21 protein-coding genes are annotated in these 21,541 nt (G+C 57.3%); 9 read left to right on the forward strand and 12 right to left on the reverse strand.

Translation table 11 applies throughout. The annotated features are described in order from the left end of the window. Positions 1 to 32: 32 nt before the first annotated feature. Positions 33 to 1,094 (reverse strand): tetratricopeptide repeat protein, encoded by a 1,062-nt coding sequence (locus LAP85_20120; GenBank protein MBZ5498710.1) that lies wholly within the window; start codon positions 1,092 to 1,094, stop codon positions 33 to 35. A gap of 142 nt (positions 1,095 to 1,236) precedes the next feature. Next, positions 1,237 to 1,623, reverse strand: coding sequence for a hypothetical protein (locus tag LAP85_20125; protein MBZ5498711.1), 387 nt, complete (start codon positions 1,621 to 1,623; stop codon positions 1,237 to 1,239). A gap of 237 nt (positions 1,624 to 1,860) precedes the next feature. On the opposite strand from LAP85_20125, the gene LAP85_20130 reads away from it, so the two are divergent. From LAP85_20130 to LAP85_20140, 3 genes are all read left to right on the forward strand, one after another. Next, the gene (locus tag LAP85_20130) at positions 1,861 to 2,187 is read left to right on the forward strand and encodes an STAS domain-containing protein (protein ID MBZ5498712.1); all 327 of its coding nucleotides are present in this window, start codon (positions 1,861 to 1,863) and stop codon (positions 2,185 to 2,187) included. Positions 2,188 to 2,342: 155 nt separating this feature from the next. Beyond that, complete coding sequence (locus tag LAP85_20135; protein ID MBZ5498713.1) at positions 2,343 to 3,065, forward strand: HEAT repeat domain-containing protein; 723 nt, start codon at positions 2,343 to 2,345, stop codon at positions 3,063 to 3,065. Positions 3,066 to 3,100: 35 nt separating this feature from the next. Continuing rightward, a complete protein-coding gene (locus LAP85_20140) occupies positions 3,101 to 3,793 on the forward strand; it encodes a hypothetical protein (GenBank protein ID MBZ5498714.1) in 693 nt (230 codons plus the stop codon). Between the two features lie 15 nt (positions 3,794 to 3,808). Here LAP85_20140 and LAP85_20145 read toward each other — a convergent pair whose 3' ends face one another. From LAP85_20145 to LAP85_20155, 3 genes are all read right to left on the reverse strand, one after another. Continuing rightward, positions 3,809 to 4,732: a DMT family transporter gene (locus LAP85_20145; protein ID MBZ5498715.1), complete on the reverse strand. Its 924-nt coding sequence runs from the start codon at positions 4,730 to 4,732 to the stop codon at positions 3,809 to 3,811. A 128-nt stretch (positions 4,733 to 4,860) separates the two neighbouring features. Continuing rightward, on the reverse strand, positions 4,861 to 5,493 hold the full coding sequence (locus tag LAP85_20150; protein MBZ5498716.1) for a DedA family protein: 633 nt from the start codon (positions 5,491 to 5,493) through the stop codon (positions 4,861 to 4,863). A 195-nt stretch (positions 5,494 to 5,688) separates the two neighbouring features. Continuing rightward, on the reverse strand, positions 5,689 to 6,456 hold the full coding sequence (locus LAP85_20155) for an RNA methyltransferase (GenBank protein MBZ5498717.1): 768 nt from the start codon (positions 6,454 to 6,456) through the stop codon (positions 5,689 to 5,691). A 77-nt stretch (positions 6,457 to 6,533) separates the two neighbouring features. On the opposite strand from LAP85_20155, the gene LAP85_20160 reads away from it, so the two are divergent. Next, entirely contained in the window at positions 6,534 to 7,298 is a 765-nt protein-coding gene (locus LAP85_20160; protein ID MBZ5498718.1) for a hypothetical protein, read from the forward strand. Between the two features lie 137 nt (positions 7,299 to 7,435). Here LAP85_20160 and LAP85_20165 read toward each other — a convergent pair whose 3' ends face one another. Beyond that, positions 7,436 to 8,116, reverse strand: a complete 681-nt coding sequence (locus LAP85_20165; protein ID MBZ5498719.1) for an HAD-IA family hydrolase — start codon at positions 8,114 to 8,116, stop codon at positions 7,436 to 7,438. Further along, on the reverse strand, positions 8,116 to 8,643 hold the full coding sequence (locus tag LAP85_20170; GenBank protein MBZ5498720.1) for a MogA/MoaB family molybdenum cofactor biosynthesis protein: 528 nt from the start codon (positions 8,641 to 8,643) through the stop codon (positions 8,116 to 8,118). Before LAP85_20170 ends, LAP85_20165 begins: the two co-directional genes overlap by 1 nt. A 262-nt stretch (positions 8,644 to 8,905) precedes the next feature. Here LAP85_20170 and LAP85_20175 point away from each other — a divergent pair, with 262 nt between their 5' ends. Continuing rightward, positions 8,906 to 9,355, forward strand: a complete 450-nt coding sequence (locus tag LAP85_20175; GenBank protein ID MBZ5498721.1) for a CBS domain-containing protein — start codon at positions 8,906 to 8,908, stop codon at positions 9,353 to 9,355. A 68-nt stretch (positions 9,356 to 9,423) separates the two neighbouring features. Here LAP85_20175 and LAP85_20180 read toward each other — a convergent pair whose 3' ends face one another. Next, positions 9,424 to 9,915 (reverse strand): TIGR00725 family protein, encoded by a 492-nt coding sequence (locus LAP85_20180; protein MBZ5498722.1) that lies wholly within the window; start codon positions 9,913 to 9,915, stop codon positions 9,424 to 9,426. 347 nt (positions 9,916 to 10,262) lie between these two features. Here LAP85_20180 and LAP85_20185 point away from each other — a divergent pair, with 347 nt between their 5' ends. Both LAP85_20185 and LAP85_20190 read left to right on the forward strand, forming a co-directional pair. Beyond that, positions 10,263 to 11,126, forward strand: coding sequence for an HDOD domain-containing protein (locus tag LAP85_20185; GenBank protein ID MBZ5498723.1), 864 nt, complete (start codon positions 10,263 to 10,265; stop codon positions 11,124 to 11,126). Positions 11,127 to 11,148: 22 nt separating this feature from the next. Continuing rightward, complete coding sequence (locus tag LAP85_20190) at positions 11,149 to 12,327, forward strand: GAF domain-containing protein (GenBank protein MBZ5498724.1); 1,179 nt, start codon at positions 11,149 to 11,151, stop codon at positions 12,325 to 12,327. Here LAP85_20190 and LAP85_20195 read toward each other — a convergent pair. From LAP85_20195 to LAP85_20210, 4 genes are all read right to left on the reverse strand, one after another. Then, entirely contained in the window at positions 12,293 to 13,372 is a 1,080-nt protein-coding gene (locus LAP85_20195) for a glucokinase (protein MBZ5498725.1), read from the reverse strand. The two genes, LAP85_20190 and LAP85_20195, sit on opposite strands and share 35 nt — an antisense overlap. A gap of 79 nt (positions 13,373 to 13,451) precedes the next feature. Then, positions 13,452 to 13,976, reverse strand: coding sequence for a hypothetical protein (locus LAP85_20200; GenBank protein MBZ5498726.1), 525 nt, complete (start codon positions 13,974 to 13,976; stop codon positions 13,452 to 13,454). Between the two features lie 33 nt (positions 13,977 to 14,009). Beyond that, the gene (locus tag LAP85_20205) at positions 14,010 to 14,309 is read right to left on the reverse strand and encodes a zinc ribbon domain-containing protein (GenBank protein MBZ5498727.1); all 300 of its coding nucleotides are present in this window, start codon (positions 14,307 to 14,309) and stop codon (positions 14,010 to 14,012) included. A gap of 175 nt (positions 14,310 to 14,484) precedes the next feature. Then, on the reverse strand, positions 14,485 to 15,312 hold the full coding sequence (locus tag LAP85_20210) for an ABC transporter substrate-binding protein (protein ID MBZ5498728.1): 828 nt from the start codon (positions 15,310 to 15,312) through the stop codon (positions 14,485 to 14,487). Between the two features lie 409 nt (positions 15,313 to 15,721). On the opposite strand from LAP85_20210, the gene LAP85_20215 reads away from it, so the two are divergent. Both LAP85_20215 and LAP85_20220 read left to right on the forward strand, forming a co-directional pair. Further along, positions 15,722 to 19,141, forward strand: coding sequence for a TonB-dependent receptor (locus LAP85_20215; protein ID MBZ5498729.1), 3,420 nt, complete (start codon positions 15,722 to 15,724; stop codon positions 19,139 to 19,141). Positions 19,142 to 19,236: 95 nt separating this feature from the next. Continuing rightward, on the forward strand, positions 19,237 to 21,480 hold the full coding sequence (locus LAP85_20220; protein ID MBZ5498730.1) for a VWA domain-containing protein: 2,244 nt from the start codon (positions 19,237 to 19,239) through the stop codon (positions 21,478 to 21,480). Positions 21,481 to 21,541 lie beyond the last annotated feature (61 nt).

The following is a 21,541-nucleotide window of genomic DNA, read 5'->3' on the forward strand; positions in this document are numbered from 1 at the left end:
CCCCTCCTCATTCATTTGCCTGTTATCTCGCGTTAACGGATGCCCAGATCACTCTTGGCTTTGCTAATGACCGCATCGAGACCATCCAAACTGCCGTTGTGCTCCGCTTTATAGAGATTATCCAGATTCTCCTTGGCTCTGGGAGAGAGGGTCTTGCCCAGAACGTAGGCTTTGGCGAAGGGTTCGATCGCCCCTTTCTGGTCCTTGCCCTGCCATTTTGCCATGCCAATGTAATACCAAGCCTGACAGGCTTCCTCCCCGTTGGATGCGAACCTGGTGACCTTTTCATAAAGCTCGATGGCTTTGGGCAAGTCCTTTTTCAAATAGCTGTCCGCCGCTATCATCGAGAAAGCGCTGGCTCGCGTGGTATTCCAGGCTGCCTCCTGAACGCCCGGGGGCACCTTGTCGCCGTATACCCCCATCACCTGCGAGAAAAGATTCAGCGCTTTTTCATTGTTCTTTCTCTGGGCGTAGATGCCTGCCAGCTGCAAGGCGACGCCGAAGGACTTATCGATAGGCACCTCGGCCACCAGTTTTTCACCGTAAACCAGCATTTTGTCCGGATTGTTCGCCTGTGCATAGAGGGTGTACAGGGTGTTCGCCATTTCCAGGCTTGGCTTCTCCGCGTACATCCTTTCGCCAATTTCTGCGGCCTTGGCATAGTTCTTGGTCTGATAATAAGCGGACATTTCAAGCGAGTTCAGGGTCTTATCTGCCGGTGCGGCAGCCTGAAATGCCTGAATCATGGCCAGGGCCTTCTGGGAATCTCCAGCCTTGATGAGACCCGACACCACCTCACCGTAATACGAACCGGCATAGGCGATTGCCCTTGTCGCCCTGGGATTATTCTTAACCCAGGCCAGCAAGGCATCCGCACGTCTCTGCGGATCCGTCTCCTTGGCCTTGATTTCATCGATCACAGCCGAATATTTGCGAAACATGTAATCGGAGTCCGGAGGGATTTCTTCTTTCTGAGGCGGAGGCGCCGCCGCTTTCTGTGCCTGCGCGCTTGCGCCCTGGACGCGCCAGCAAAGCAGGCTCAGGCAAGCCGCGAAAAGAGTCATGATTGCCTTGGATCTAAAAGAACTGGTCATAAGCATCACTCCTGCAAAAAATGGACCGCGTGACAGTAAGTGGCTTGACTTCGAGTCAGCAGCCACACTGCACGGACCTGGGGCGCAAATCCCCCCCATGTTGCGATTTACAAATTAGGTTCTAATGAACCGGGAGGGTCTGTCAAGTCAAATTGGCGCCGGAGGACCCACATTTTTCGAGCAGCCAACGGTTTCCCGGGTACCAGCGCATCCGTCTCAGCTCATAGCGGCCTGTCAGCCTGGATCCGGCGAAGATCAATACCAGGCGCTCGGGCGAGGCGGCGGCGACAGTCACCGCTCCTCCGTCCCAGACCTGCGCTCTACCGGAGCCGAAAGCCTCCTCCTCTATTCGAGTGCGGCTGATCTCCCCCACAGACAACTCCTCTCTTTCGATTGCCAGCCGCCTTTCCCCTTTACGCTCAGGGGGCTCCTTAAGCATCGACCAGGAGCGCACGACATTCTCCTGGATCAGGCGGAGATCAAAATGCCGTCTCCCCGCAGTGTGGCGATGCACCAAAAATCGCGCCATGGTTGGGCCTCCGCAAGGCAACGAAGTGCGGTCATGCTCTTTTTTAGACTATTTTGCAGCCTGCGACGTCCTTAATTCGAGAGCGCAGTTGTGCAACTCTCTTGAGAGTTGCGGGTGTCTGCTCTGTCATCTTGTGCATTTCTCTGCGCCCTCGGCGATGATATTTTGCGAAGGTCGCAAATTCCCGGCATGCTTGCCCCTGCGCGAAAAATGTGCAAGTATTCTGGCTGAACAGCGATGGATATCCAAGTTGAATCACGTGGCGACCGACGCATCGTTCGGATAAAGGACAAAATAACCTTCGAGCACTGCCCGTTGCTGCAGCACCGTCTCGATGCCGTGCTTGAGGAAGGGGTGCGTGAGGTCGTGATCGATTTCCGGGATGTCCCATTTATGGACAGCTCCGGTGTGGGCGAAATCCTGCGCTTGTTCAAGCTCGTGCGCGATCGGAACGGGGAAGTGGTCCTCATCAATCCGAATCAGAAGCTGCACAATCTGTTCACCATGTATCGCTTCGAAAAGTTCATGAAAATCCGCGATTCGGTCGAGGCGGGGGAAGAATGATCTCGAGAGGCGTGTGCGGGCGCCGACGGTGCCTGGGACATTTACTGTGGATCGGAATGGTGGCAGTCACTGTGCCTTCCTTCGGGCAAGCCGGGAGGCAACCGCCACGTCTGCCTTCCATGATGCAACCCAACCGCAATGCGGATCCGGCATCCATGAAGCTGCGTTTGGAGGGCCAGGATCTGGTCGGGGAGATCCGCAATACTCCACTCCAGCAAGTCCTGGAGGAACTGGCAGCATGGAGTGGCATCGTGTTTGAAATCGAATCCCAGGAAAACCCGCCGATCTCGATTAACTTCTATCGCACTTCTCTGCAGGAGGCGGTCGAGCGGCTGACAGGGAACACAAACTCGATCATCTACTTCGAGCGCGACGAGACAGGGCAGAACCGTGTACGCTTCGTCCGCGTCCTGTCGCGCAACCCGCGTCCGTCGCCGCCGGTCCTGCATTACATTGGCACGGGTGCGATTACCAAACGGGGCGATGAGATCGTCGACAGCCCGGAGCAGGCGGTTGTTGTGTTGGCAGGAAGCACAAATCTCGTTGCACGGCAGAAAGCCATCGAAGTTCTCGTTACTTCCAAGGGAGCGCCGGCGATTCAAGCTCTCAAGATGGCGCTGGCAGATCCGGCAGTAGAGGTAAGGGTGGCCGCGATTGATGGCCTTGTAACCCTGGGAGCTCGGGAGGCCCTGCCGCAAATCCTCCCGGCTCTTAAGGATAGTCACCCCGGTGTGCGCCAGAGCGCAGTTATGGCGGTGGGGCATCTAGGAGATGCCGGGAACGTGAAGGACCTCAAGCCGCTTCTGCGCGACCCGGATTCCAGCGTCGCTGCTTCGGCCGAGATGGCGATCCAAAAACTCTCCGGCCGTCGCCCTTGAGGTGGATCCTCTCAATCAACGACTGAGGAGATTCCATGATCCCAGTACGGAGAGTCTGCGTTAGCCTGTTCCTTTTGTGCGGTATGATCCCGGCGGCACCAGCCGGTCAGCTGTCCAGGGAGATTACTGAAAAGATAGATGCGGCTATCGCTTCGGCCTATCTGGCTGCGTCCGCGAAACTGCCCTGCAAGATCGCGGTCAATTTCAGGTACCGCATGCTGCGCTGGCAGGATGTCGACAAATGCATGGACCAGGCGCAGAATCGCGTGAACTGGGAGGAACTCCTTGTTCACCTCAAGAGCCTTCGTCCGCCCGGTATCTCCGAGGGCGATTTCGCCGCAGCTGTGGAAAGCTCTCTTTCCAGGCAGGCTTTGTCCTACGATAAGATCTTCCAGGTCAAGGGCAAGAATGTGCTGCTCCCGCTCACGGTTCCCATACTCAAATATCTCCCGCCGGACTCCCTGATGGACCAGCCGATATTCGATCAAAAGGGCAAACAGCAGCTCGGCACTTTCGCGGGCGTGTTCTTTTATGAACACTCCGGCGGACTGGCCGGCGCGAACCCATACCGGCTGGCTCAGTTCCAATACAAGGATCTTCAAGGCAAGATCCAGGTGCCCTCGGACAGGCTTCTGTTCGACTCATATGGTGTTCCATGGGATAAGGTCAAGGCGCAGCCGGGGTTTCGTCTCACAAACAAAGCGCTGGAAGAGATCCGCGTAAGATAGGACAAGAACTCCTCACTATCCAATCTTCTGTCTGTTCAGCCCGATTGTGCGCAGACGTGCGGCTGCGAGAGAGAACGAGGGTTTTTTCGATCTCACGATAAATACGCCACCGAGGATCAGCGCGACTCCGGCGAACTGTGCGATCGCAGGCTGTTCCCCCAAGAGCAGCCATCCCCCAATCAGGGCGACCATCGGGGTCAGATTTGAGTAGACGGCGGTGCGTGAAATTCCGATGTGCTGCAGGGCAAAAGACCAGATCAGGTATGAATAAACGATGGAAAGAAGGGTGGAGTAAGCAAAGCCAAACCACCCCACCAGGGGGACCGAAAGCCAGTCCTGATGTATCAGCGAGGGCAGGAACGGCGGGATCATCATCAATGTTCCCGTCAGCATCACCCAGACGGTCAGGCGCAGGGCGCCGTATTTGATGACCAGGCCCGCGGCGGCTCCCGTGTACCATCCCCAGCATAGAGCCGAGGCAAGGATCATGAGGTTACCCTGCCAGTTCGCCCCCAGGGCAATCTCCTTCGCCCCGAACAGCACAATCATGCCTACGCCGGCAAAGGAAAGCAGAATGCCGGCGAGCACTCGATGGCTGTACCACTCTCTTTTCAACAGCACGCCGGTCAAATAGGCAAAGATGGGTGCTGCCGCCCCGAGCAGCGCGGCGTTCCCAGCCTTGGTGTGGGCAAGTCCGGCCGTGAAGAGCATCTGATACGCTGTGTTTGCCAGCATGCCCAAACCGGTGATCGCCGGAACGTCGGCAACTTCCACAGCGAGTGGAAGGCCGCGCAGCTTCAGGAACAAGAGCAAAACCGATACGGCAATAATGAAGCGCAAAGCCGTAAATGCGTAGGGATCGAAATACGCATACATGCTCTTCATGATGGCGAAGTTCATTCCCCAGATCAGTGTGACACTGAGCAGGAGGATTTCCATCCGAGATCGCGGAGGTTGCTGCCGGAAACGGAGAGCATATGACGACAGAAGTCGGAACCCGGGGGTACCCCGAAGATCGCCCTGGGGTGGCCGTTTATGGAGCATGCCTTCAGACATGAATCGACATCTCAACTGCCAAAATCCTGGTTGGGTGACTTTTTGCGTCCTCTAAAGATCCTCCTGCGCAAAAGCCAGAATGCCCCCAAAAGGGCCGCCATGATGATAAGGACCCTGTTATATTGGGCCAGGATGGGGATTATCAAACTCCAGTTTTCTCCCAGTAGATAGCCGGCCCAGATCAGCAGGCCATTCCAAACGGCACAGCCGATGGCCGAAAGGATGAATACCCGGAGCCAGGGGAGCCTGGACATGCCCGTTACGATTGAAATGACCGAGCGCACCCCTGAGAAGAATCGGTTCAGGAGAACGATCCAGTATCCGTAACGTCGGAACCAGTTCCCGGCGCGCTCGATGCTCGAGGCGGGAAGAAACCGGAAGTTCTTGCGTGAGAAATATTCCGGGTGAATCAAGCGGCCCAACGCATAGTATGTCATGAAACCGGCCGAACTTCCGGCCGTGGTGGCGATGAGGACGCCTGCGGCGCTGTGATTGGATCGGCCGAGCAGATAGGCAGCAAAAACCGTAACAGTATCGCCCGGGATAGGGGGGAAAATGTTTTCGACGTAAGCGCAGAGGAACAATGCGAGACAGAGATAGCCGGGGTCGAGTCCGACAAAATAACTTGTAATGGAATCAAGCATTTATGGAAAACTTCCGCCGGCGCCCCCAAGCGGAGGGGGAAAACACCTCGACGCCGTCGGCCCTGACCGCGTGCGCCTACCTGGCTATCGCCCAAAGAGAATGGTCATTCTAGCACAACTCGCTTTACGAATGTCAGATGCGAAAATCCCGTCAGGAAATCCGGATTCTGCGGCGGCGTCTCGGGCTCTTGGTCATTATTCCGTCGGCTTGGATTTCGAGCCGAACCACGCGATCTGTCGCGCGATTCCGCGCATAATGCCCACATCCGAGTGTTGGAGAGCAGTCCGGCCCAGCAGGCGGCGCATTCGGAACATCATATGGCGCGCGTTCTCATCCTGCAGGAAGCCGATGGTGCGGAGAGCCGATTCCAACTGCTGGTACATGGCTTCGACTTGTTCCAAGGTCGCCAGGACCGGCACGCGCACGGGTTCACACTCCAGGTGTCCCATGAAGAGCTCATAGCTCACAATCATAACGGCTTGGGCGAGATTGATGCTATGGGCTTGGGGCTGCGTCGGGATACGCAGGAGCATCTGGCAGCGCAGAAGGTCGTCATCGATCAGGCCGGTATCCTCCGGTCCGAAGACAATGCCGACCTTTCTACGGATTGCATGCGACAGGATCAGGGGCGCCAGGGAGCGGGCGTTGACGGTTTGCTCCCGGTTGCCGCCGCTCTTGCCGGTGGTGCCCACAACCAGGCGGACACCACGCAGGGCAGAGCCCAGGGAGTGGAAGGTCCGCACCGAGGCCAGCACCGGATTGCCGATGCGTGCCATCCGCTGGGCCTCCTCATCGATCCTGCACTCTGGGGCGGCGAGCCGCAGCTGGCTGAGTCCCATATTGTGCATGGCTCTGGCCGCGGCGCCTATGTTGCCGGCGTATTTCGTGCCGACGAGTATGATCACGACGTTGTTCAGCATGGACATCCCCGGGGTCTGGCCGTTAATATTAGTCTGGAACAAGCAGGAACTCCCCACATGAAATGCGGGATTGCGACATCCCAATATTAGCGGGCTAACCCCCGTTCTTGGGAGGGAAAATGGTGAGGTCACGCTTTGCGGCAGTTGTCGTCGCTATGATGTTCGCCGTGCTGTCCGCGGCGCAGAAGCAGGATCAGAAACCGGCAAAGAAAGATCTTCCGCCCGAGGAGATTATCAGAGCGTTCACGGCCAAGGAGACACAGTTTCTCGAAGCCTGGAACCAGTATTACTATAAGCAGGTGGCCACGGTAAAGGTGCTTACTGACGATGGCGTCCCTTCCGACGAAGCCATGACGATGGTTTTCGAGGTCGTCTTCCTCGATAACGGCACTCGGGATATCAAGCTGATCGAAAGAACGGGGCACCTGCGCAGTGTGCTGTGGACCTCCGACGACCAGGATGTCATCACCAACTATCAGCCCTTCGCCCTGACCACCAAGGATCTCCCATTCTACAACTTAAACTACGAGGGCAAGGAGCGAATCGACGAACTGGACACCCACGTCTTTTCAGTGAAGCCGAAAACGATAGCGGACGGAAAGCTCTATTTTCAGGGGAGAATCTGGATCGACGACACGGATCTCCAGATCGTCCGCACCGTGGGGAAGGTTGTTCCTCAAAAAGACAGTCCCCAATTCCCGGAATTTGAGACGATCCGGCAGCTCGTGGACAAGAAGTATTGGTTTCCTGTCTGGAGCCATGCCGACAGTGTGATTGAGTACACCAAGCCCACCCCAAGACGCGTGCGCGTGGAAGAGACAGTCACCTACGGAGGCTTCAAGCGCTTTGTCTCCAGCGTCACGGTCAAACCGGTCAAAAAATAATCCAGCTGAGATCGTCTTTCAAGTCGCCTTGCGGGACCGCTAAATACACGAAACACACGGGAGAGATTTTCGTGTGCCTCGTGTATTTCGAGTTTGCAGATTTGCCAGCGGCTACCAGGCTGACGATCCACGCGCCTTCAGTCGCGGATTGCGCAGAAATGCTGCGTGATCTCGGCGAAGTGGTCAATGAGCACATCACAGCCGGCGGCTTGAAGCTCTTCGCGGCTTCGGAAGCCGCCTGATACGCCGCAGGTGATCACGCCGGCCGCTTTTCCGGCAAAAATGTCAGTAGGGCTGTCTCCCACCATAACCGTCTCCGCGGGCAAGGCACGGCAGCGTGACATGGCATCCAGGATGGGGCCCGGATCCGGCTTGCGCTGCGGCAAACTGTCACCGCCCAACACTACGCAGAAGCGGTCCAGCAGATCAAAGGCGGAAAGTATACGTCGAGACAGCATCTCTGGTTTGTTCGAGATCAATCCCAGCCTGGCCGGGTGCAGAGCCGCCAGCGTTTCGCGAACGCCCGGATACAGGCAGGTCGAATCGACGAGATGGTTTCCGTATTCCTCAATCATCAGGGTCATGCCGATGTCGACCTGAACGCCGTCGGGCTCAGTGCCCGTGACCTCGTGCAATGCGCGCCGGATCAGGGTTTCAACGCCGTCGCCGACGAAACGCATCACATCGGTGATCGAGAGTGCGGTTTTTCCCATCCTGGCGAGGGCGGAATTCAGAGCACGCGCGATATCTTTCCGGGAATCGATCAGGGTGCCGTCGAGGTCGAAGAGAAAAAGCCGGCAGGAACGAAGCACGGGCATCAACTCCCCAACAGCATGATCATATGTCTAAGCTCGGGGAGGATGAGTGCCTCCGTCGCCAGCTTGCATGCGCGGGGGCTGCCGGGGAGGCAAAAGACTGCTTTTCCTTTCAGGGTGCCGGCCAAAGCCCGTGAGAGCATGGACGCGCTCTTCGCCTGCGGAAAGCTCAGCAGCATGAACAACGAGTTGAATCCCGGGAGTTCCTTCTCGAGCATACCCTTGACGGTTTCGATCGTGATGTCCGTGGAAGATATTCCGGTGCCGCCGGTAGTAATGATGACATTCACATCCTTCTGCCTCGACAGCTCACGCAGGGTTGCGCGCAACACTGTGCGGTTGTCCGCGATCAGCTTCCGGATCCCGACGCTGTGGCCGCTTTCCTCCAACAACTTCTGGATCATGTCGCCCGACTCATCATCTTTTGCCGAGCGGGAGTTCGAAAGAGTTATGACGGCAACGTTGGTGCGCAGGCGGTCCGCCTTTTTCCTGTGATCTAAGGCCGTGTCTTTCAGTCTTGGCTCTGGCATGTACGCCCTCCACTGGCAAACACACGGAGACGAGGGGATATGCGTGGGTTGGCCGCAATGATGCCATGGCGGCCCCGGCCGAATCAAGAGCCGATTTTATGCGGGGCAGCCCTGGATCTCTCCGACTTCTGCGAGAAAGACCGCCGTTGCCTTGAGACCATGATATCATCGGGATCGCTCCAGCTTGAATGCGACGAATCTGCCGCCAGGCATCTCTTCGAGGCTGAACATGGAAGACAACGAGCAGGACAGATCAAGTCCTATGCCAACGGAAACCGAAGAGCCGGTCCGGCTCAAGTCCATCATGCAGCAAAACGTCATACGGGCGGAGATGGACAGTACGTTGGGGGAGGCCATGACCATTCTCTTCCAGCATCGTATCCGGCACCTTCCGGTCTTGAACAGCCAGGAGAGGCTGGCGGGGCTGGTAACGGATCGTGATCTGCGCTTTTATATCAGCCATCGTCTGGGTACGATCATGGAAAACAATTCCGATCGCGAGACCCTGCACCACCACCTGAATGTGATTATGGTGCGCCGCGTCATTACCGGCAGACCGGAAATGACCGTGCCGGAGGCCGCGCGGCTGATGTTGGATAATCATGTCGGATGTCTGCCGGTCGTCGATGCCGAACACCATGTTCTCGGAATCGTGACCGCAAGTGATTTTCTCCGTCTGATCGCAGAGGGAAAGCTGCCAGCCTCTCGGTGAAGTTGCCGCACCGCAGGGGTGGCAAGAGTCCGATCCTGTAAGTCTCAAGCGCCCGGCATCTTCGAGCCTCAGCGTCTCGGCGATATGATTTTCGCGGATGCAAACGCTGCCGAGACGGCTTCCTCAGGAGTGGGAGCCTGAATGATCACTGGTGGCGCCTCTCCTGCCGGCGGAATCACCGTCCACGTCTCCAAGGCCACAACGGGTGTGCCGCACTTCAACGCCAGCGCGATTTCCGAAAGGGTTCCATAAGCCCCGTGTACGACGATGATCGCGTGGCTCGTTAAAACATTTATGACATTCCGGGCATTGCCCAATCCGGTCACGATCGGGATGTCGATATAGGGATTTGCCTCAGACGCGCTTGATCCCGGCAGGATCCCCAGGGTGATTCCGCCGGCCTCTTTGGCGCCGGCTGCGGCCGCCTCCATGACGCCCCGGCCGCCCCCGCAGACCAGGATGCCTCCCCGGCGGGCGATGAGAACTCCGACTTCGCGGGCCAGTTCGCGGGCACGAAGTGAGCACTCCGAAGGCCCCATTACGCCGATACGAGGTCGCATGCGCAAGTTCAATGGTCACCTCTCGAGTTGGAAGGAGGGAGGTGTGGGGTGAGGGTCGTCTCCCCCCGGCCGCCCATCCACATGTTCCTAAAACCTGCCACGGATAACTGGTATTTTACATGAGATCTTTCTGCTTTCCCTGCGATGGTCTGCCCTTGGTGAAAACTCGCCCGGCACGCGGCTGGTTCCGGCGGTTATGGGCCGAGATCACTGAGAGGGGCAAGTATATGAAAGACTAAAGCTTTCTCCGAAGTTTATCGAAGAGTAGAGAGCAGGAGCGGTGCAGTCCTGCTCCCGGCACGGTGTACGTGCGCCGGATCTCCCCCATTGCGAGCGAGATAAAATATATGCAAGCAATCAAAGAATCCGCACCTATCCGGATAGACCGAAACTTCGAGATGCCCAGCGTCCCGATCGTACTATCCAGGATCCTGCAGCTGGTGGATGATAATTGTGCTTCGGCACAGCGTTTAGAGGAATTAATCCTGCACGATCCCTCGCTCTCGGTCCGCATTCTCAAGCTGTCAAACTCGGCCTTCTACTCATTTCGCAGCGAGGTCAAGACCATAGCGCACGCCATTACATTGCTTGGGCTCAACCTGGTGAAAAGCCTGGCCATAGGTGTGAGCATCTTCGAGTCTTTCACCAAGGGGCTTCGAGACGAGGCCGGGCACATCTACCAGCTCTGGATGCACTCGTTTGGAGTCGGATTGATGACCCAGGAGATCTGGACCAAGCGCAGCTCGCGCACCCAGGGAGAGTTTGCGCTGCTTTGCGGTCTTCTGCATGATCTGGGAAAGGTCGTCTATTTCAAAAAAGACTCCGTCGGCTACAGCCGGCTGTTTGCCATGAATAAGGGCCCTGAGGATCCGGACATCTGTGGCTGCGAGATCCAATCTTATGGAGTGGACCATGCGACACTGGGGGCAATGCTCACCAAGCAATGGAACCTCCCCCCTGAGCTCGCTACTGCCGTGCGCCACCACCACGACCCAGGCGTCGCGGGACTTCCTCTGGTGGCTGCTGTCTCCATGGCAGACATGCTGATCAAGCAGACGGGCATCGGCTACGACGGTGACTACAAGATCACTGCAGACCTGCCGTGCCTCCGGGCCCTCCTCAACATGGGTGAGGAGGAATTCGATTCGCTGTCGGTTCTTGCAGGCGCCAAGCGCGCGGACGTGGAAGAGTTCTTTCAGCTCAGTTCATGAGCCAGTCTGGAAGAAGGCGATCATGGATATGGATATAGAGGGGAAGATCCGCTCCAGAATTGAGGCCATACTCATCAACGACGCCAAAAATTACGCCGAGATGAAGATGATGGCCAGCCAAGAAGAGCCGCTGGAGGACGATCCCTTTGCCGAAGAGAGGAATCTCTACCAGAGGATCATCAACAACTATCGAAACGCCGTCAGCGAAGTCAACGGTCTGCTCGAAGAAAATGTAGGTTTTCTCTCGGGGTTGTGCCGGATCGTTGAATCCATCCGGGAGAAGGAAGACTTCCAGGAGATCTGCTCGCAGATCGTCGACTGCGTCCTGCAGGACCTGGGAGCTGAGTTTTGCAGTCTGGTTTTCCGCTCGAGAGATGAGTGGGAAGGTGGACCTCTCTATTTTGAGGGGATCCGCGAGCAGCAGAAGTTCCTCTTCAGCCACTCCCATGCCACCCTCCTTGGCAGTCCCGAATTCGCCCGGGTTGTCGCAGGCCTGGCAGACGAGGGAGCTGACTACCTGAATATCGGGGACGTCTATCGGGAAGCCCGCTTCAACACGGTCGATTTCCCAAGTGTCGTGCGCTCCCTGGTCTGCCTCCCGATCGTTGTGCACGACAGGCCCCTGGGCGCGCTGATTCTGAGCCACTCGCTGCCGCACTTTTTCAATCACAATCACACGCGCGTGCTGAAGATTCTGGCCTCCACGGTTGCCCACCTGTGGTTGCTGACCGCCCGGCGCAACAGGCATGTTGAAGCTCTGCATGAGCCCCGGCCCCAGCCCTCTGCTGAGGAAAACGAGGGGGTTCTCTCCGTCGTCCTGCTCAACTTCGAGAGTGACGGTTCCGCCCGAAGGATGTTGGCGGACAGGGAAATGATCAAGAGCATCCGGAGTTCGCTTTCCTCCAGTCTGGAAGGCAAGGAATCCATAATGTCCTACGACGACACCGGGCTTCTCGTGCTGCTCTCGGGAACACCCGAGGGGAGGGTGTCTGAACGCGCGGCAGGATTGCGCGCTGCCTTCGAGAGATGGAAAGTTGTACAAGGGGAAAAAGCGCGCAGCCTTCAGATGAACTTCGGCTACGCGACTTGCGAAAGCGGCGAAGCGCTGACGCGCACGCTTGAAGTCGCTTCGCAGATGATGCACTCCGATCCCGACGAGAACGGCCTCAGTCCAGCTGTGCCGGATTCAAAGCTACACTAGCGCAACCATAGAGCCCGATCCCGTAGTCCGTGATCACGAAAACCGGCGTATGCTCCAGGAGTGCTCGGATGCCGGGAACGTCGCATCGCGTGAACTCTTCCATGAACCGTCCGGTCTGCAGTTCGGACAGAACCTTGGCGGCAACGCCACCTGCAAGGAAAACACCTCCCGGGGCCAGCGGGAAGACGGCACTGTTTTTGGCCGCGCGGGCATAGCATCGCACCCATATGTCCAGAGTGCGCCTGCAGAGATCCTCCGCGTGTGCATTCCGGGCGATGATGGCGGGGCGGTCGTAAGCGTCCGCCATCGAGACCTCGTCAAACACCGCCCGGCTCCCCTTTCCAGGTTCCAGTTCCCACAATGCCTGGTAGATGTTCGCGATGCCGGGCCCGCTGACCACTTTCTCGCAATCAATCGGATTGAGCGGCGAGTGGTTCCGGTTGCGGCGGATCCACTGGGCGATCCTGAACTCAATCTCCTCAACGGCAGCGAAGTCCGCATGCCCCCCCTCACCGGGGATGGGGCGAAATCGTCCGATCTTAGAGTCAAGGATCATGATGCTGGTCCCCAAACCCGTACCCGCGCCAATGATCACAGCCGTTTTCCTGCTGCCCCGATTCCGCGGCAGCTCTCCTGCCTCCGACAAGCGCACGAACGCTTCCGGTTTGTTCGCCATTAGAATCTCGAAGCCGTAACCAACTGCCTCGAAGTCATTCATCAATGTGATTTCGGACAGCCCAGTGCGCGTGCGAATCTCCTCGACCGTAAATCCCCAAGCCAGATTGGTCGCGAACGCTTTCAGCCTGCCGGGTTCCACGGGACCTGCGAAGTCGATACATGCCTTGCTGACGGCCGGCTCGAGATGGGATCCTTCCTTTTCGAGATACTCCTGCAGCAATGCAGGGAAATCAGTGATCCCGCGGCTCGAATATGTCCGTTGGCTCACAGGATCAAAAAGGTCACCGCCGCGGTAAGCGAATATCGCGACGGTTGCGTGCGTCCCTCCCAGATCGGCCACCAGGATATGTGTCAACACGTCAGGCATAAGCCCGCCCCCTTGTTGTATCAAGATTGTGGCACAGCTCACCCGCTCTTCCCAATTGGTATTGATCGAATCGAGGACATCAAGACCGCACGAAATCGCAGTAGGGACTTGCCAGTGAGTCGGTGATGCAGAATCTTGAGAGGATTGGGCGCAACCGGTGGTCAGCAGCGTTCGAAAGGATGCGATAGGCCACCCTCTGGACACGACTCTCTTCCGCTTCAGGAGACAGTTGCCCCCCGTCAGGCAGAATGGTGCTCAATCTCACGAGGTGGACCATTTCGTGCGTCAGGATGTAGACAAGAAACGGGTACAGGTCCGGATCCAGGTTTTCCCGGACTGCCACGGTCAAAATGCTGGGATCGTTGAGCTGGATGCGATAAAAATCGTATGGGGTGTTTCGCGACGAGCGGATCTGGTGCAGCCGCTGAACCCGTGCGAGAGCTGAATCCGGCAAAGGTTCCCACTCGGAATCCTGGCGCGTTACCAGATCGTATTTCAGCTGCTGCCATCGATAGGGTGGAATGCGGTAATAGTGAAGTGTGTGTTCCTCTGCCTCATCCATGGCTCGAATCGCCAGATTTCTTTGGCCCGATGAAAATTGCACGGCCGTGCCTCCAGGCTTGCCCCGGCGCCTCCCCTAAGCGGAGCCCTTGCCTGCCTCGGATTTTGTTGTGCTCCCCTTGTTACCGCCGGTATCCGACTTATCAGCCGCCTTTGGGCTATCAGAAGTAGAAGCAGGACTTTGCGAAGGCTGAGATTTCTTTGCGTAATCGGTGAGGTACCATCCAGAGCCCTTCAGCTGAAAGCTACTGTGGCTGATCAGTTGATCGACCTTGCCGCCGCAGAATCTGCATTCGGTCAATGGAAGATCAGTAATCTTCTGAAAGGCTTCGAAAATCTCGCCGCACTTTGTGCATTTATATTCGTAGATCGGCACCGCACTTACCTCCTCAAACCCCTGAAAATTCATTCGTTCTATCTATATAACGCTGCTTCCCGGGTGTGTCAAATCGAACCGGTGGCAGGTCGGAGAGGTTTCGTCTACATAAATTCAGCGGGAACGAAGGAAAGATGTCTGCCAAAACCAAACTCTCGAGGCCTGACACCTTCCTTTACCCGGCAAAATCGACAGTGACAGGGTGTGGAATCAAGCCCTGGGAATGCGCTTTTTTCAGAAGCAGCCGGACCGCCCTCCGTCCGTCTTCGCCGTAATCCAGAGTCCTGCGGTTGACATACATGGACACGAACTGATCTGCCTCCCCGTGGCTGAGGCCACGCGCATACTGCAAAGCATGCTGAAGCGCGTCACGCCGGTGGTCGAGAGCATATTGGATGCTCTCCTTGATCAGGCGCGAAATTTCCAGGATGCGTTCCGGTCCGAGATCCCTGCGGATGCCGTTCCCACCCAGGGGAAGAGGCAGTCCGGTCCGTTCATGCCACCATTGTCCCAGATCGAGTACCTTATGTAATCCCTCCTGTGCGTAGGTGAGTTGACCCTCGTGAATCAAGAGCCCCGCATCGACCTCACGGCGCGCCACGGCGCCCATGATCTGATCGAACGGCATGACCACAGGGCGGAAATCAGGTTGAAACAGCCTGAGCGCGAGGAAGGCCGTTGTTAGGGTTCCCGGCACTGCGATTTTGCGGCCGCGCACGTCCTGGGCCTCCCACGCCTCGATCGATACCACTATGGGGCCGTATCGATCCCCCATGCTGGCTCCGGAAGGAAGCAGCGCGTAACGGTCGGATACATAAGCATATGCGTGGAATGAAAGGGCCGTGACCTCATATTCGCCTTTGAGCGCCTTGCGGTTCAAAGTCTCGATGTCCTCCAGCCGGTGAGTGAAGGTGAGCTCGCCCGTTGGGAGCTTGTTCGTTGCCAGCGCATAGAACATAAAGGCATCATCGGAATCGGGACTGTGTGCGATCCGTATTTCCATTCCTACCTCTTTCAGGGGGCATCCAACCACCTGGCAGAGATTAGCCGGGTGGCGCTGTTACGTCAACTGCACATTCAATCCGCGGGTGATTCAAAGGCGAAAGCACTGCTCAAAAACAATAGACTAACGTAGTGGACGCCGAGGGGTAGCGGAGAGCGCTGAGTTTGGAATCCCTGCAGTCAAAGCACCGGGTGCGCTGCTGTCCTCCGCGTCCGCTGCGACGAGCAGTTGAGGATCGAGGTGGTTTTTATGCTTATCGTAACGAATTGTCCAAAGCTGCGTATATCTTGTTGCTATCTCGCCTGATGCAAGTGGGGAATCCGGCCCCACTTGCTGCCGTAGCCGGCTTTTTAGTCAAAGTTCCCGGGAGGGTACCCGTCCAGGGAACATGGGAAATGAGAGAACCACTATGAATGCTTCCACCTTTTGGCGCGGTCTTTTGCTCTCAAGCCTTCTCCTGGCGGTTTTTGCGTACGCCCAGGAACCGATATTGATCGCGGGTAAAGTGATCGATGCCAAAGGCGTGCCGATACCGGCAGCGACGGTCCGCCTCCTTGTGGGAGATCAGGTTCAGACGGAAACTCTCACTGACATCGATGGGTCATTTGCGTTCCAGGGGCTTGCGGCAGGTATCTATAAGCTTGGCATAGAAATGTCGGGTTTCCTGAAGGTGGACAAAGATGCGGTGGACACCACCATGGAGGCAAGCCGGAATCTGACAATCTCCCTGCAATCCACCCCACCGCCTCCCAGACCTCTGCGACCGGCCGCGGCGCGAACCGCTGCGGTGCAGAATCCCACAGGACAGCCCGCGGAGAACACCGCAGCGTTTCAGACCGTCCAGACCACAGATTTGCCTGGAATGCAATTATTTCAGCAGGATACCGCTCAAACTGCAGCTGAAGCGGCCACCATCCCACGCCAGGACAGCCTCCTTTTGATCAACGGCAACTCCGCGAGTCTGGATGCAGGCAATCTGGCTGATCCCGGCTTCCGCCAGCAGATGATGGACTCGGCCAGAATGATGGGTTTCCAATTGGATATGTTTGCGGGGGATGGCAGACAAGGGGGACCGGGTGGCCGTGGCGGCGATGCAGCGGGCTTCGGAGGAGCCGGTGGCGGTGGGGCGGGCGGTCGAGGCGGCGGTAGAGGTGGTGGTCCCGGCGGAGGCGGTGGCGGCTTTCGTATGGCTGGACCAGGAGGGCGCGGGGCCATTTTCCAGCAGCCGAAGATTCAGGGTAACGTTTCCGAAACCTTTAGTAATTCGGCATTGAATGCACGCGCGTATTCGCTGACCGGTCAGACGCTCACTAAGCCGGTTCAGATAGGAAATAACTACAATATTACCCTCGGTGGAGTGTTTCCTTTTATCAAGCCTCGGACGACTGCCGCCACGGGTGGGCGCGGCGGTGGTGGCGGCGGTGGCCGCGGAGGCGGTGGCCGCGGAGGATTAGGCGGCCAACCCGGGTGGACTTTTACCTACAGCGGCAGTCGAAACCGCAGTGCTCAGAATGTTCTTACAACGGTTCCAACGGATCTGGAGCGCTCGGGAGATTTCTCACAGAGCCTGGTCCAGGTGGTAGTGATCGACCCGATTACGGGACTGCGAACCACCGCGGTACAGCCTGTTCAGCTCTACCATAATCCAAATGATCCCTCATCGCTTTTCACGAAAGTCGATTCCATCGATCCGGTTGCGCGCGGATTGCTCTCATTCATCCCAAGGCAAAACCTGCCGTGTCCGGTGAACCTCCCGTGTGTGAACAATTATGCCATTCAACGCAGCCTTCCTGGCACCTCTGACCAGATTCAGGGAAGCGTGAGCGGCTTGCGGCTCACTTCCAAGGACAGTCTTGCGGTCAACTATGCCATGCGCCGGGGCAGTTCTTTGAATAGCGCGATCTTTCCCGGCCTGGATTCCACCCGAAGCAATTCTGCTCAGAATATAGGCATTTCCGGCACGCACATGTGGAAAGCACGCCTCATGTCGAACTGGCGGATCACGCTGAACCGTACCCGCACGGAAGGCACCAATGCTTTTGCCTACACTCAGGACGTGGAAGGTGCGCTCGGAATCACCGGTGTTTCCCGGGAGCCCATCAACTATGGGCCTCCTGCGATCAACCTCACCAACTATGGTGATCTGTCACTGGCCGCGCCTTCTCTCAACCGCAATCAGACGTTTACGGTTTCCAGCGGTCTCAACAGGATGGGATCCAAGCACAGCATTCAGATAGGCGGAGATATCAGCTGGCTCCAGCGCAATACGCACAGCGACAGCAATGCCCGCGGTACATTCACGTTCAACGGCTATGCCACTGCGGGCCTTGACTCCCATGGGCGCCAGATTGCCGGGACCGGTAACGACTTCGCTGATTTTCTGCTCGGGTTGCCGTATTCCACATCGCGGCGTTATGCCGATCCCATCACGAATCCCTGGGGTAACGCCACCTATCTCAGAAACCGCACCTTCAGTCTTTATATCCAGGACAACTGGAGGGCGCGCTCCAATCTGACGCTGAATCTGGGCTTGCGCTACGAGTACAACGGGCCTTCGTTTGAGAAATACAATCGTCTTGTCAGCCTGGATGCGGCTCCGGGTTTCACCTCCGTAGCGCAAGTATTTCCCGACCAGACCGGACCTCTGAGCGGCCAGTTTTTCTCCAGGTCACTTGTGAATCCGGACAGGCTCAACTTCGGCCCCCGCATCGGTATTGCCTGGAGGCCGACCGCGAGGTCCAGATTCGTGATCCGGACCGGCTACGGGCTGTTCAATGACAGTTCCGCTTATTCGTCTGTCGTCGGCCAGCTTGTGAATCAGCCGCCGTTTGCCGTCACTCAAAACCTGCCCACCAGCCCATCGAATCCATTAACACTGCAAAACGGGTTCCCGACCAATCCCAGCATAACCATTCTCAACACATACGCGATCGACCCGAACTACAGGCCGGCCTATGTGCAGCAATGGAACTTCGATGTCCAGACCCAGATCTCGCGGCTCTATGTGTTAACCGTAACCTATATGGGCTCCAAGGGGACGGGCCTCGGTATCATGCGGGCTCCCAATCGCACCGGCAACGCCGGCAACTTCACCTTCCAGACCAACGGCGGCAGTTCGATTCTGCATGCGGTCAACTTCCAACTGGTTCGCCGCTTTTCCCATGGCTTTAATGTTCAGAACCAATACACGCTGTCCAAGAGTGTCGATGATGTCCCCTCCGGGGTGGCGCAGAATGACGCCGACCTGGCTGCGGAGCGTGCTCTGAGCAGTCAGGATCAGCGGCACAACTTCCAAACCACCTTCAGCTATGAGCTCCCTATGGGCCAGAACCGGAGGTTTTTTGCGAGCGCCTCGCCCAAAGTGCTCAATTTCATCGCCGGCTGGAACATCAACGGCACCTTTACGCTTGGCAGCGGATCGCCTATGACTGCGCGTTATACCGGCAGTGGCGGCAGTTCCAGCTCGGCGCTCTACAATTCATTGCGTGCAGACGCCACGGAAATTTCGCCTCTCATTCCCTGGGGTGACCGCACGCTCCTGGCTTTTTTTAATACCGCGGCCTTCGCCATTCCCTCGGGTTCCTATGGAAATGCCGGACGCAATACCATCACGGGTCCAGGAACCAACATGCTGAACCTTTCGATCCACAAAAACTTCCGCCTCGACGAGAACAACCGCAGGATTGATTTCAGCTGGCAGGTTCAGAATCTCCTCAATCATCCCAATTGGGCAGGCGTGAGCACAACCATCAATGCGCTTAACTTCGGGCAAGTGACCGGTATCCGCCCGATGAGGTCGATGACTATGAATCTAAGGATCAACTTCTAGAGGCGCGAACCATGTCCAATATCCGCCGGATGAGTGAACATAGAGTTAAATTAGGCCGACTGCCGCTTCTTTGTCTGGGATGCCTGCTTGGTACTATGGTGGTTCTGGCGTTTTCCCAAGCGCCGCAGCAACCCGTACAACCCGTCCGCACCCAGAGGCCGACTTTTCAAGTTGAATCCGACCTGGTGGTGGTCGACGTGACCGTCCGCGATCGGAAAGGGAACTTGCTTGGCGACCTCACGAAGAGCGATTTCAAGGTCTACGAAGACAATGTGCCCCAGGAGATCGTCACCTTTTCCGCAGAGAATGTGCCGGTCGGCCCCCAGCCGGCGGTGGTCGCGGCTCCCGGATCCCCAGAGACGACGAAACCGCCTGCTCCGGTCGTCAACCTTGCGCTCAACCCTGACCAACCGCCGAAAAAGGAGGATCTGGAAGGCAAGAGGCTGGTCATATTATTCTTCGACCTGAGCTCGTTGGGAACGGAGGATCTAATCCGCTCGGTGGATACGGCGCATGAGTTCATTGCCAAACAATCCGGCCCTCAGGATCTCATGGCGATCGCCACTTACAGCAGCGCATTGCAGCTTGTCCAGGATTTCACGAACGACCGCGATGTCTTGCTTAAAACTCTCGATGCGATCTCATCGCCCGATTCGGGAGATGCGGCGGTGGAAGATCTGAGTGACCCTGATACTTCCGACGATGTTTTTGTGCCCGACACCATGCAATTCAATATTTTCAATACCGACCGGCGGCTGTCCGCCCTGGAAACGCTGGCGAAAATGTACCGTGAGTTTCCCGAGCGCAAATCGCTGCTCTATTTCTCGAGCGGCGTAACGACCACCGGTGTCGAGAACAATGCTCAGATCCGATCCACCGTGGACAATGCCAATCGTTCGAACATGTCCATCTACACTGTGGATAGCCGGGGGCTGGTTGCTCTGCCGCCCGGCGGAGGAGCGTCCGCGAGAAGCGCGGGCGGCAGGGGTATGTTCAGCGGCGCCGCCATGATGCGCCAGAGATCGAATCTCTCCAGTTCTCAGGAGACGCTGACGACACTGGCGCACGACACGGGCGGCCAGGCTTTTACCGACTCGAACGACCTGAGCCTGGCCATCAAGCAGGTGCAAAACGACACGCATATTTACTACGTGGTGGGCTACTTCAGCACGAACGCGAAGGAGGATGGCAAATACCGCAAGATTCGAGTCGAAGTGACCCGACCCGACCTGAGGGTAGAGCACAGGCCGGGATATTTTGCATCGAAGGCCTTCGGCCAGCTCACCCAGCAGGAACGCGATCTGCAGCTTCAGCAGGCGATGAATGTGGACCGCCCCTTTGCGGATGTGCCGGTGATTCTGCAGGCCGATTATTTCCGGAAGGACAACAGTACCACCCTCGTGCCGATCTCGATCGAGCTCGACGGCGATGGCCTGAAATTTGAAGACAAGGGCGCCAACAAGGAGGGCAAATTCGAATTTGTAGCGCAGGTTGCAGATCTCAAGGGAAGAGTCACCGGAGTGGCGCGGGATGCAGTTCAGGTGCGGCTCCCCGCGGAGAAGGCCGAAAGGATCAAGTCCGGAGGGATTTTCTATTCGACCGGGTTTCAGCTCCGTCCCGGCGACTATAGGCTCAAGTTCCTGGTGCGCGACAATGGTACCGGGAAACTGGGAGGCTTCGAACAGCCGATCAGCGTGCCGACGCTGGATCTCAAGAAGCTTGATACCAGCTCTATTGTGTTGGGCAGCCAGCTCATGAGTGCCAGGGGAGACGCCGGTTCGGGTGTTGCGCATCAGGGCATGATGCGGAGATTCCAGGAGCTTGGCATCGCGTACGATCCCCTTGTGATTGGCAACCGGAAGGTCGTGCCGAGCATCGGCAACGTCTTCCTTAATCGGCAAACCGTATACATCTTCTTCCAGGTGTATGGCGCGGCGGCGGACCCACAGTCCCAGAAGCCTTCCATCGAGACCTACTTGATGCTCCTCAAGGACAACACCAAAATCCTGGAGTCGCAGCCCGAACTGGTGCAGGACTGGACGAAGGAAACGGCGTTTACGGGATTTGGCGGCAGGGGAGGCGCGGGATTCGGGGGACCCGGAGGCATGAGGGGCATGGGCCGCGGTGACAGGGGAGGCCAGGCAGCCGGGGCCAGGGGAGGCCAGGCAGCCGGGGCCAGGGGAGCACTGCCAACCGAGGACAGAAAAGGAGAGGCAACCGTCGCGATATCCCTGCCGTTGAAGAGTCTCAAGAAAGGCACCTACACTCTTCAGATCCACGTGCGGGATACGATCGCCGACGTAAACCTCTTCCGGCGTGTTCCTATCGTGATCCAGTAGTGGATTGGACCGGCTTCCTGTCTTGTGCTGTATCTGGCCAGCTTGTACGGCAACCGGCAGG

This window comes from Terriglobia bacterium (genome assembly GCA_020072565.1).
Lineage (GTDB): Bacteria > Acidobacteriota > UBA6911 > UBA6911 > UBA6911 > JAFNAG01.

What these genes read in the sequence shown, in the direction of transcription:
- LAP85_20220 (MBZ5498730.1), top strand. Translation starts at nt 19,237, where the DNA reads ATGGTGGTTCTGGCGTTTTCCCAAGCGCCGCAGCAACCCGTACAACCC.
- LAP85_20125 (MBZ5498711.1), bottom strand. Translation starts at nt 1,623, where the DNA reads ATGGCGCGATTTTTGGTGCATCGCCACACTGCGGGGAGACGGCATTTT.
- LAP85_20185 (MBZ5498723.1), top strand. Translation starts at nt 10,263, where the DNA reads ATGCAAGCAATCAAAGAATCCGCACCTATCCGGATAGACCGAAACTTC.
- LAP85_20150 (MBZ5498716.1), bottom strand. Translation starts at nt 5,493, where the DNA reads ATGCTTGATTCCATTACAAGTTATTTTGTCGGACTCGACCCCGGCTAT.
- LAP85_20195 (MBZ5498725.1), bottom strand. Translation starts at nt 13,372, where the DNA reads ATGCCTGACGTGTTGACACATATCCTGGTGGCCGATCTGGGAGGGACG.
- LAP85_20175 (MBZ5498721.1), top strand. Translation starts at nt 8,906, where the DNA reads ATGCCAACGGAAACCGAAGAGCCGGTCCGGCTCAAGTCCATCATGCAG.
- LAP85_20160 (MBZ5498718.1), top strand. Translation starts at nt 6,534, where the DNA reads ATGGTGAGGTCACGCTTTGCGGCAGTTGTCGTCGCTATGATGTTCGCC.
- LAP85_20140 (MBZ5498714.1), top strand. Translation starts at nt 3,101, where the DNA reads ATGATCCCAGTACGGAGAGTCTGCGTTAGCCTGTTCCTTTTGTGCGGT.
- LAP85_20130 (MBZ5498712.1), top strand. Translation starts at nt 1,861, where the DNA reads ATGGATATCCAAGTTGAATCACGTGGCGACCGACGCATCGTTCGGATA.
- LAP85_20170 (MBZ5498720.1), bottom strand. Translation starts at nt 8,643, where the DNA reads ATGCCAGAGCCAAGACTGAAAGACACGGCCTTAGATCACAGGAAAAAG.
- LAP85_20210 (MBZ5498728.1), bottom strand. Translation starts at nt 15,312, where the DNA reads ATGGAAATACGGATCGCACACAGTCCCGATTCCGATGATGCCTTTATG.
- LAP85_20190 (MBZ5498724.1), top strand. Translation starts at nt 11,149, where the DNA reads ATGGATATGGATATAGAGGGGAAGATCCGCTCCAGAATTGAGGCCATA.
- LAP85_20180 (MBZ5498722.1), bottom strand. Translation starts at nt 9,915, where the DNA reads ATGCGACCTCGTATCGGCGTAATGGGGCCTTCGGAGTGCTCACTTCGT.
- LAP85_20135 (MBZ5498713.1), top strand. Translation starts at nt 2,343, where the DNA reads ATGAAGCTGCGTTTGGAGGGCCAGGATCTGGTCGGGGAGATCCGCAAT.
- LAP85_20120 (MBZ5498710.1), bottom strand. Translation starts at nt 1,094, where the DNA reads ATGACCAGTTCTTTTAGATCCAAGGCAATCATGACTCTTTTCGCGGCT.
- LAP85_20145 (MBZ5498715.1), bottom strand. Translation starts at nt 4,732, where the DNA reads ATGGAAATCCTCCTGCTCAGTGTCACACTGATCTGGGGAATGAACTTC.
- LAP85_20215 (MBZ5498729.1), top strand. Translation starts at nt 15,722, where the DNA reads ATGAATGCTTCCACCTTTTGGCGCGGTCTTTTGCTCTCAAGCCTTCTC.
- LAP85_20165 (MBZ5498719.1), bottom strand. Translation starts at nt 8,116, where the DNA reads ATGCCCGTGCTTCGTTCCTGCCGGCTTTTTCTCTTCGACCTCGACGGC.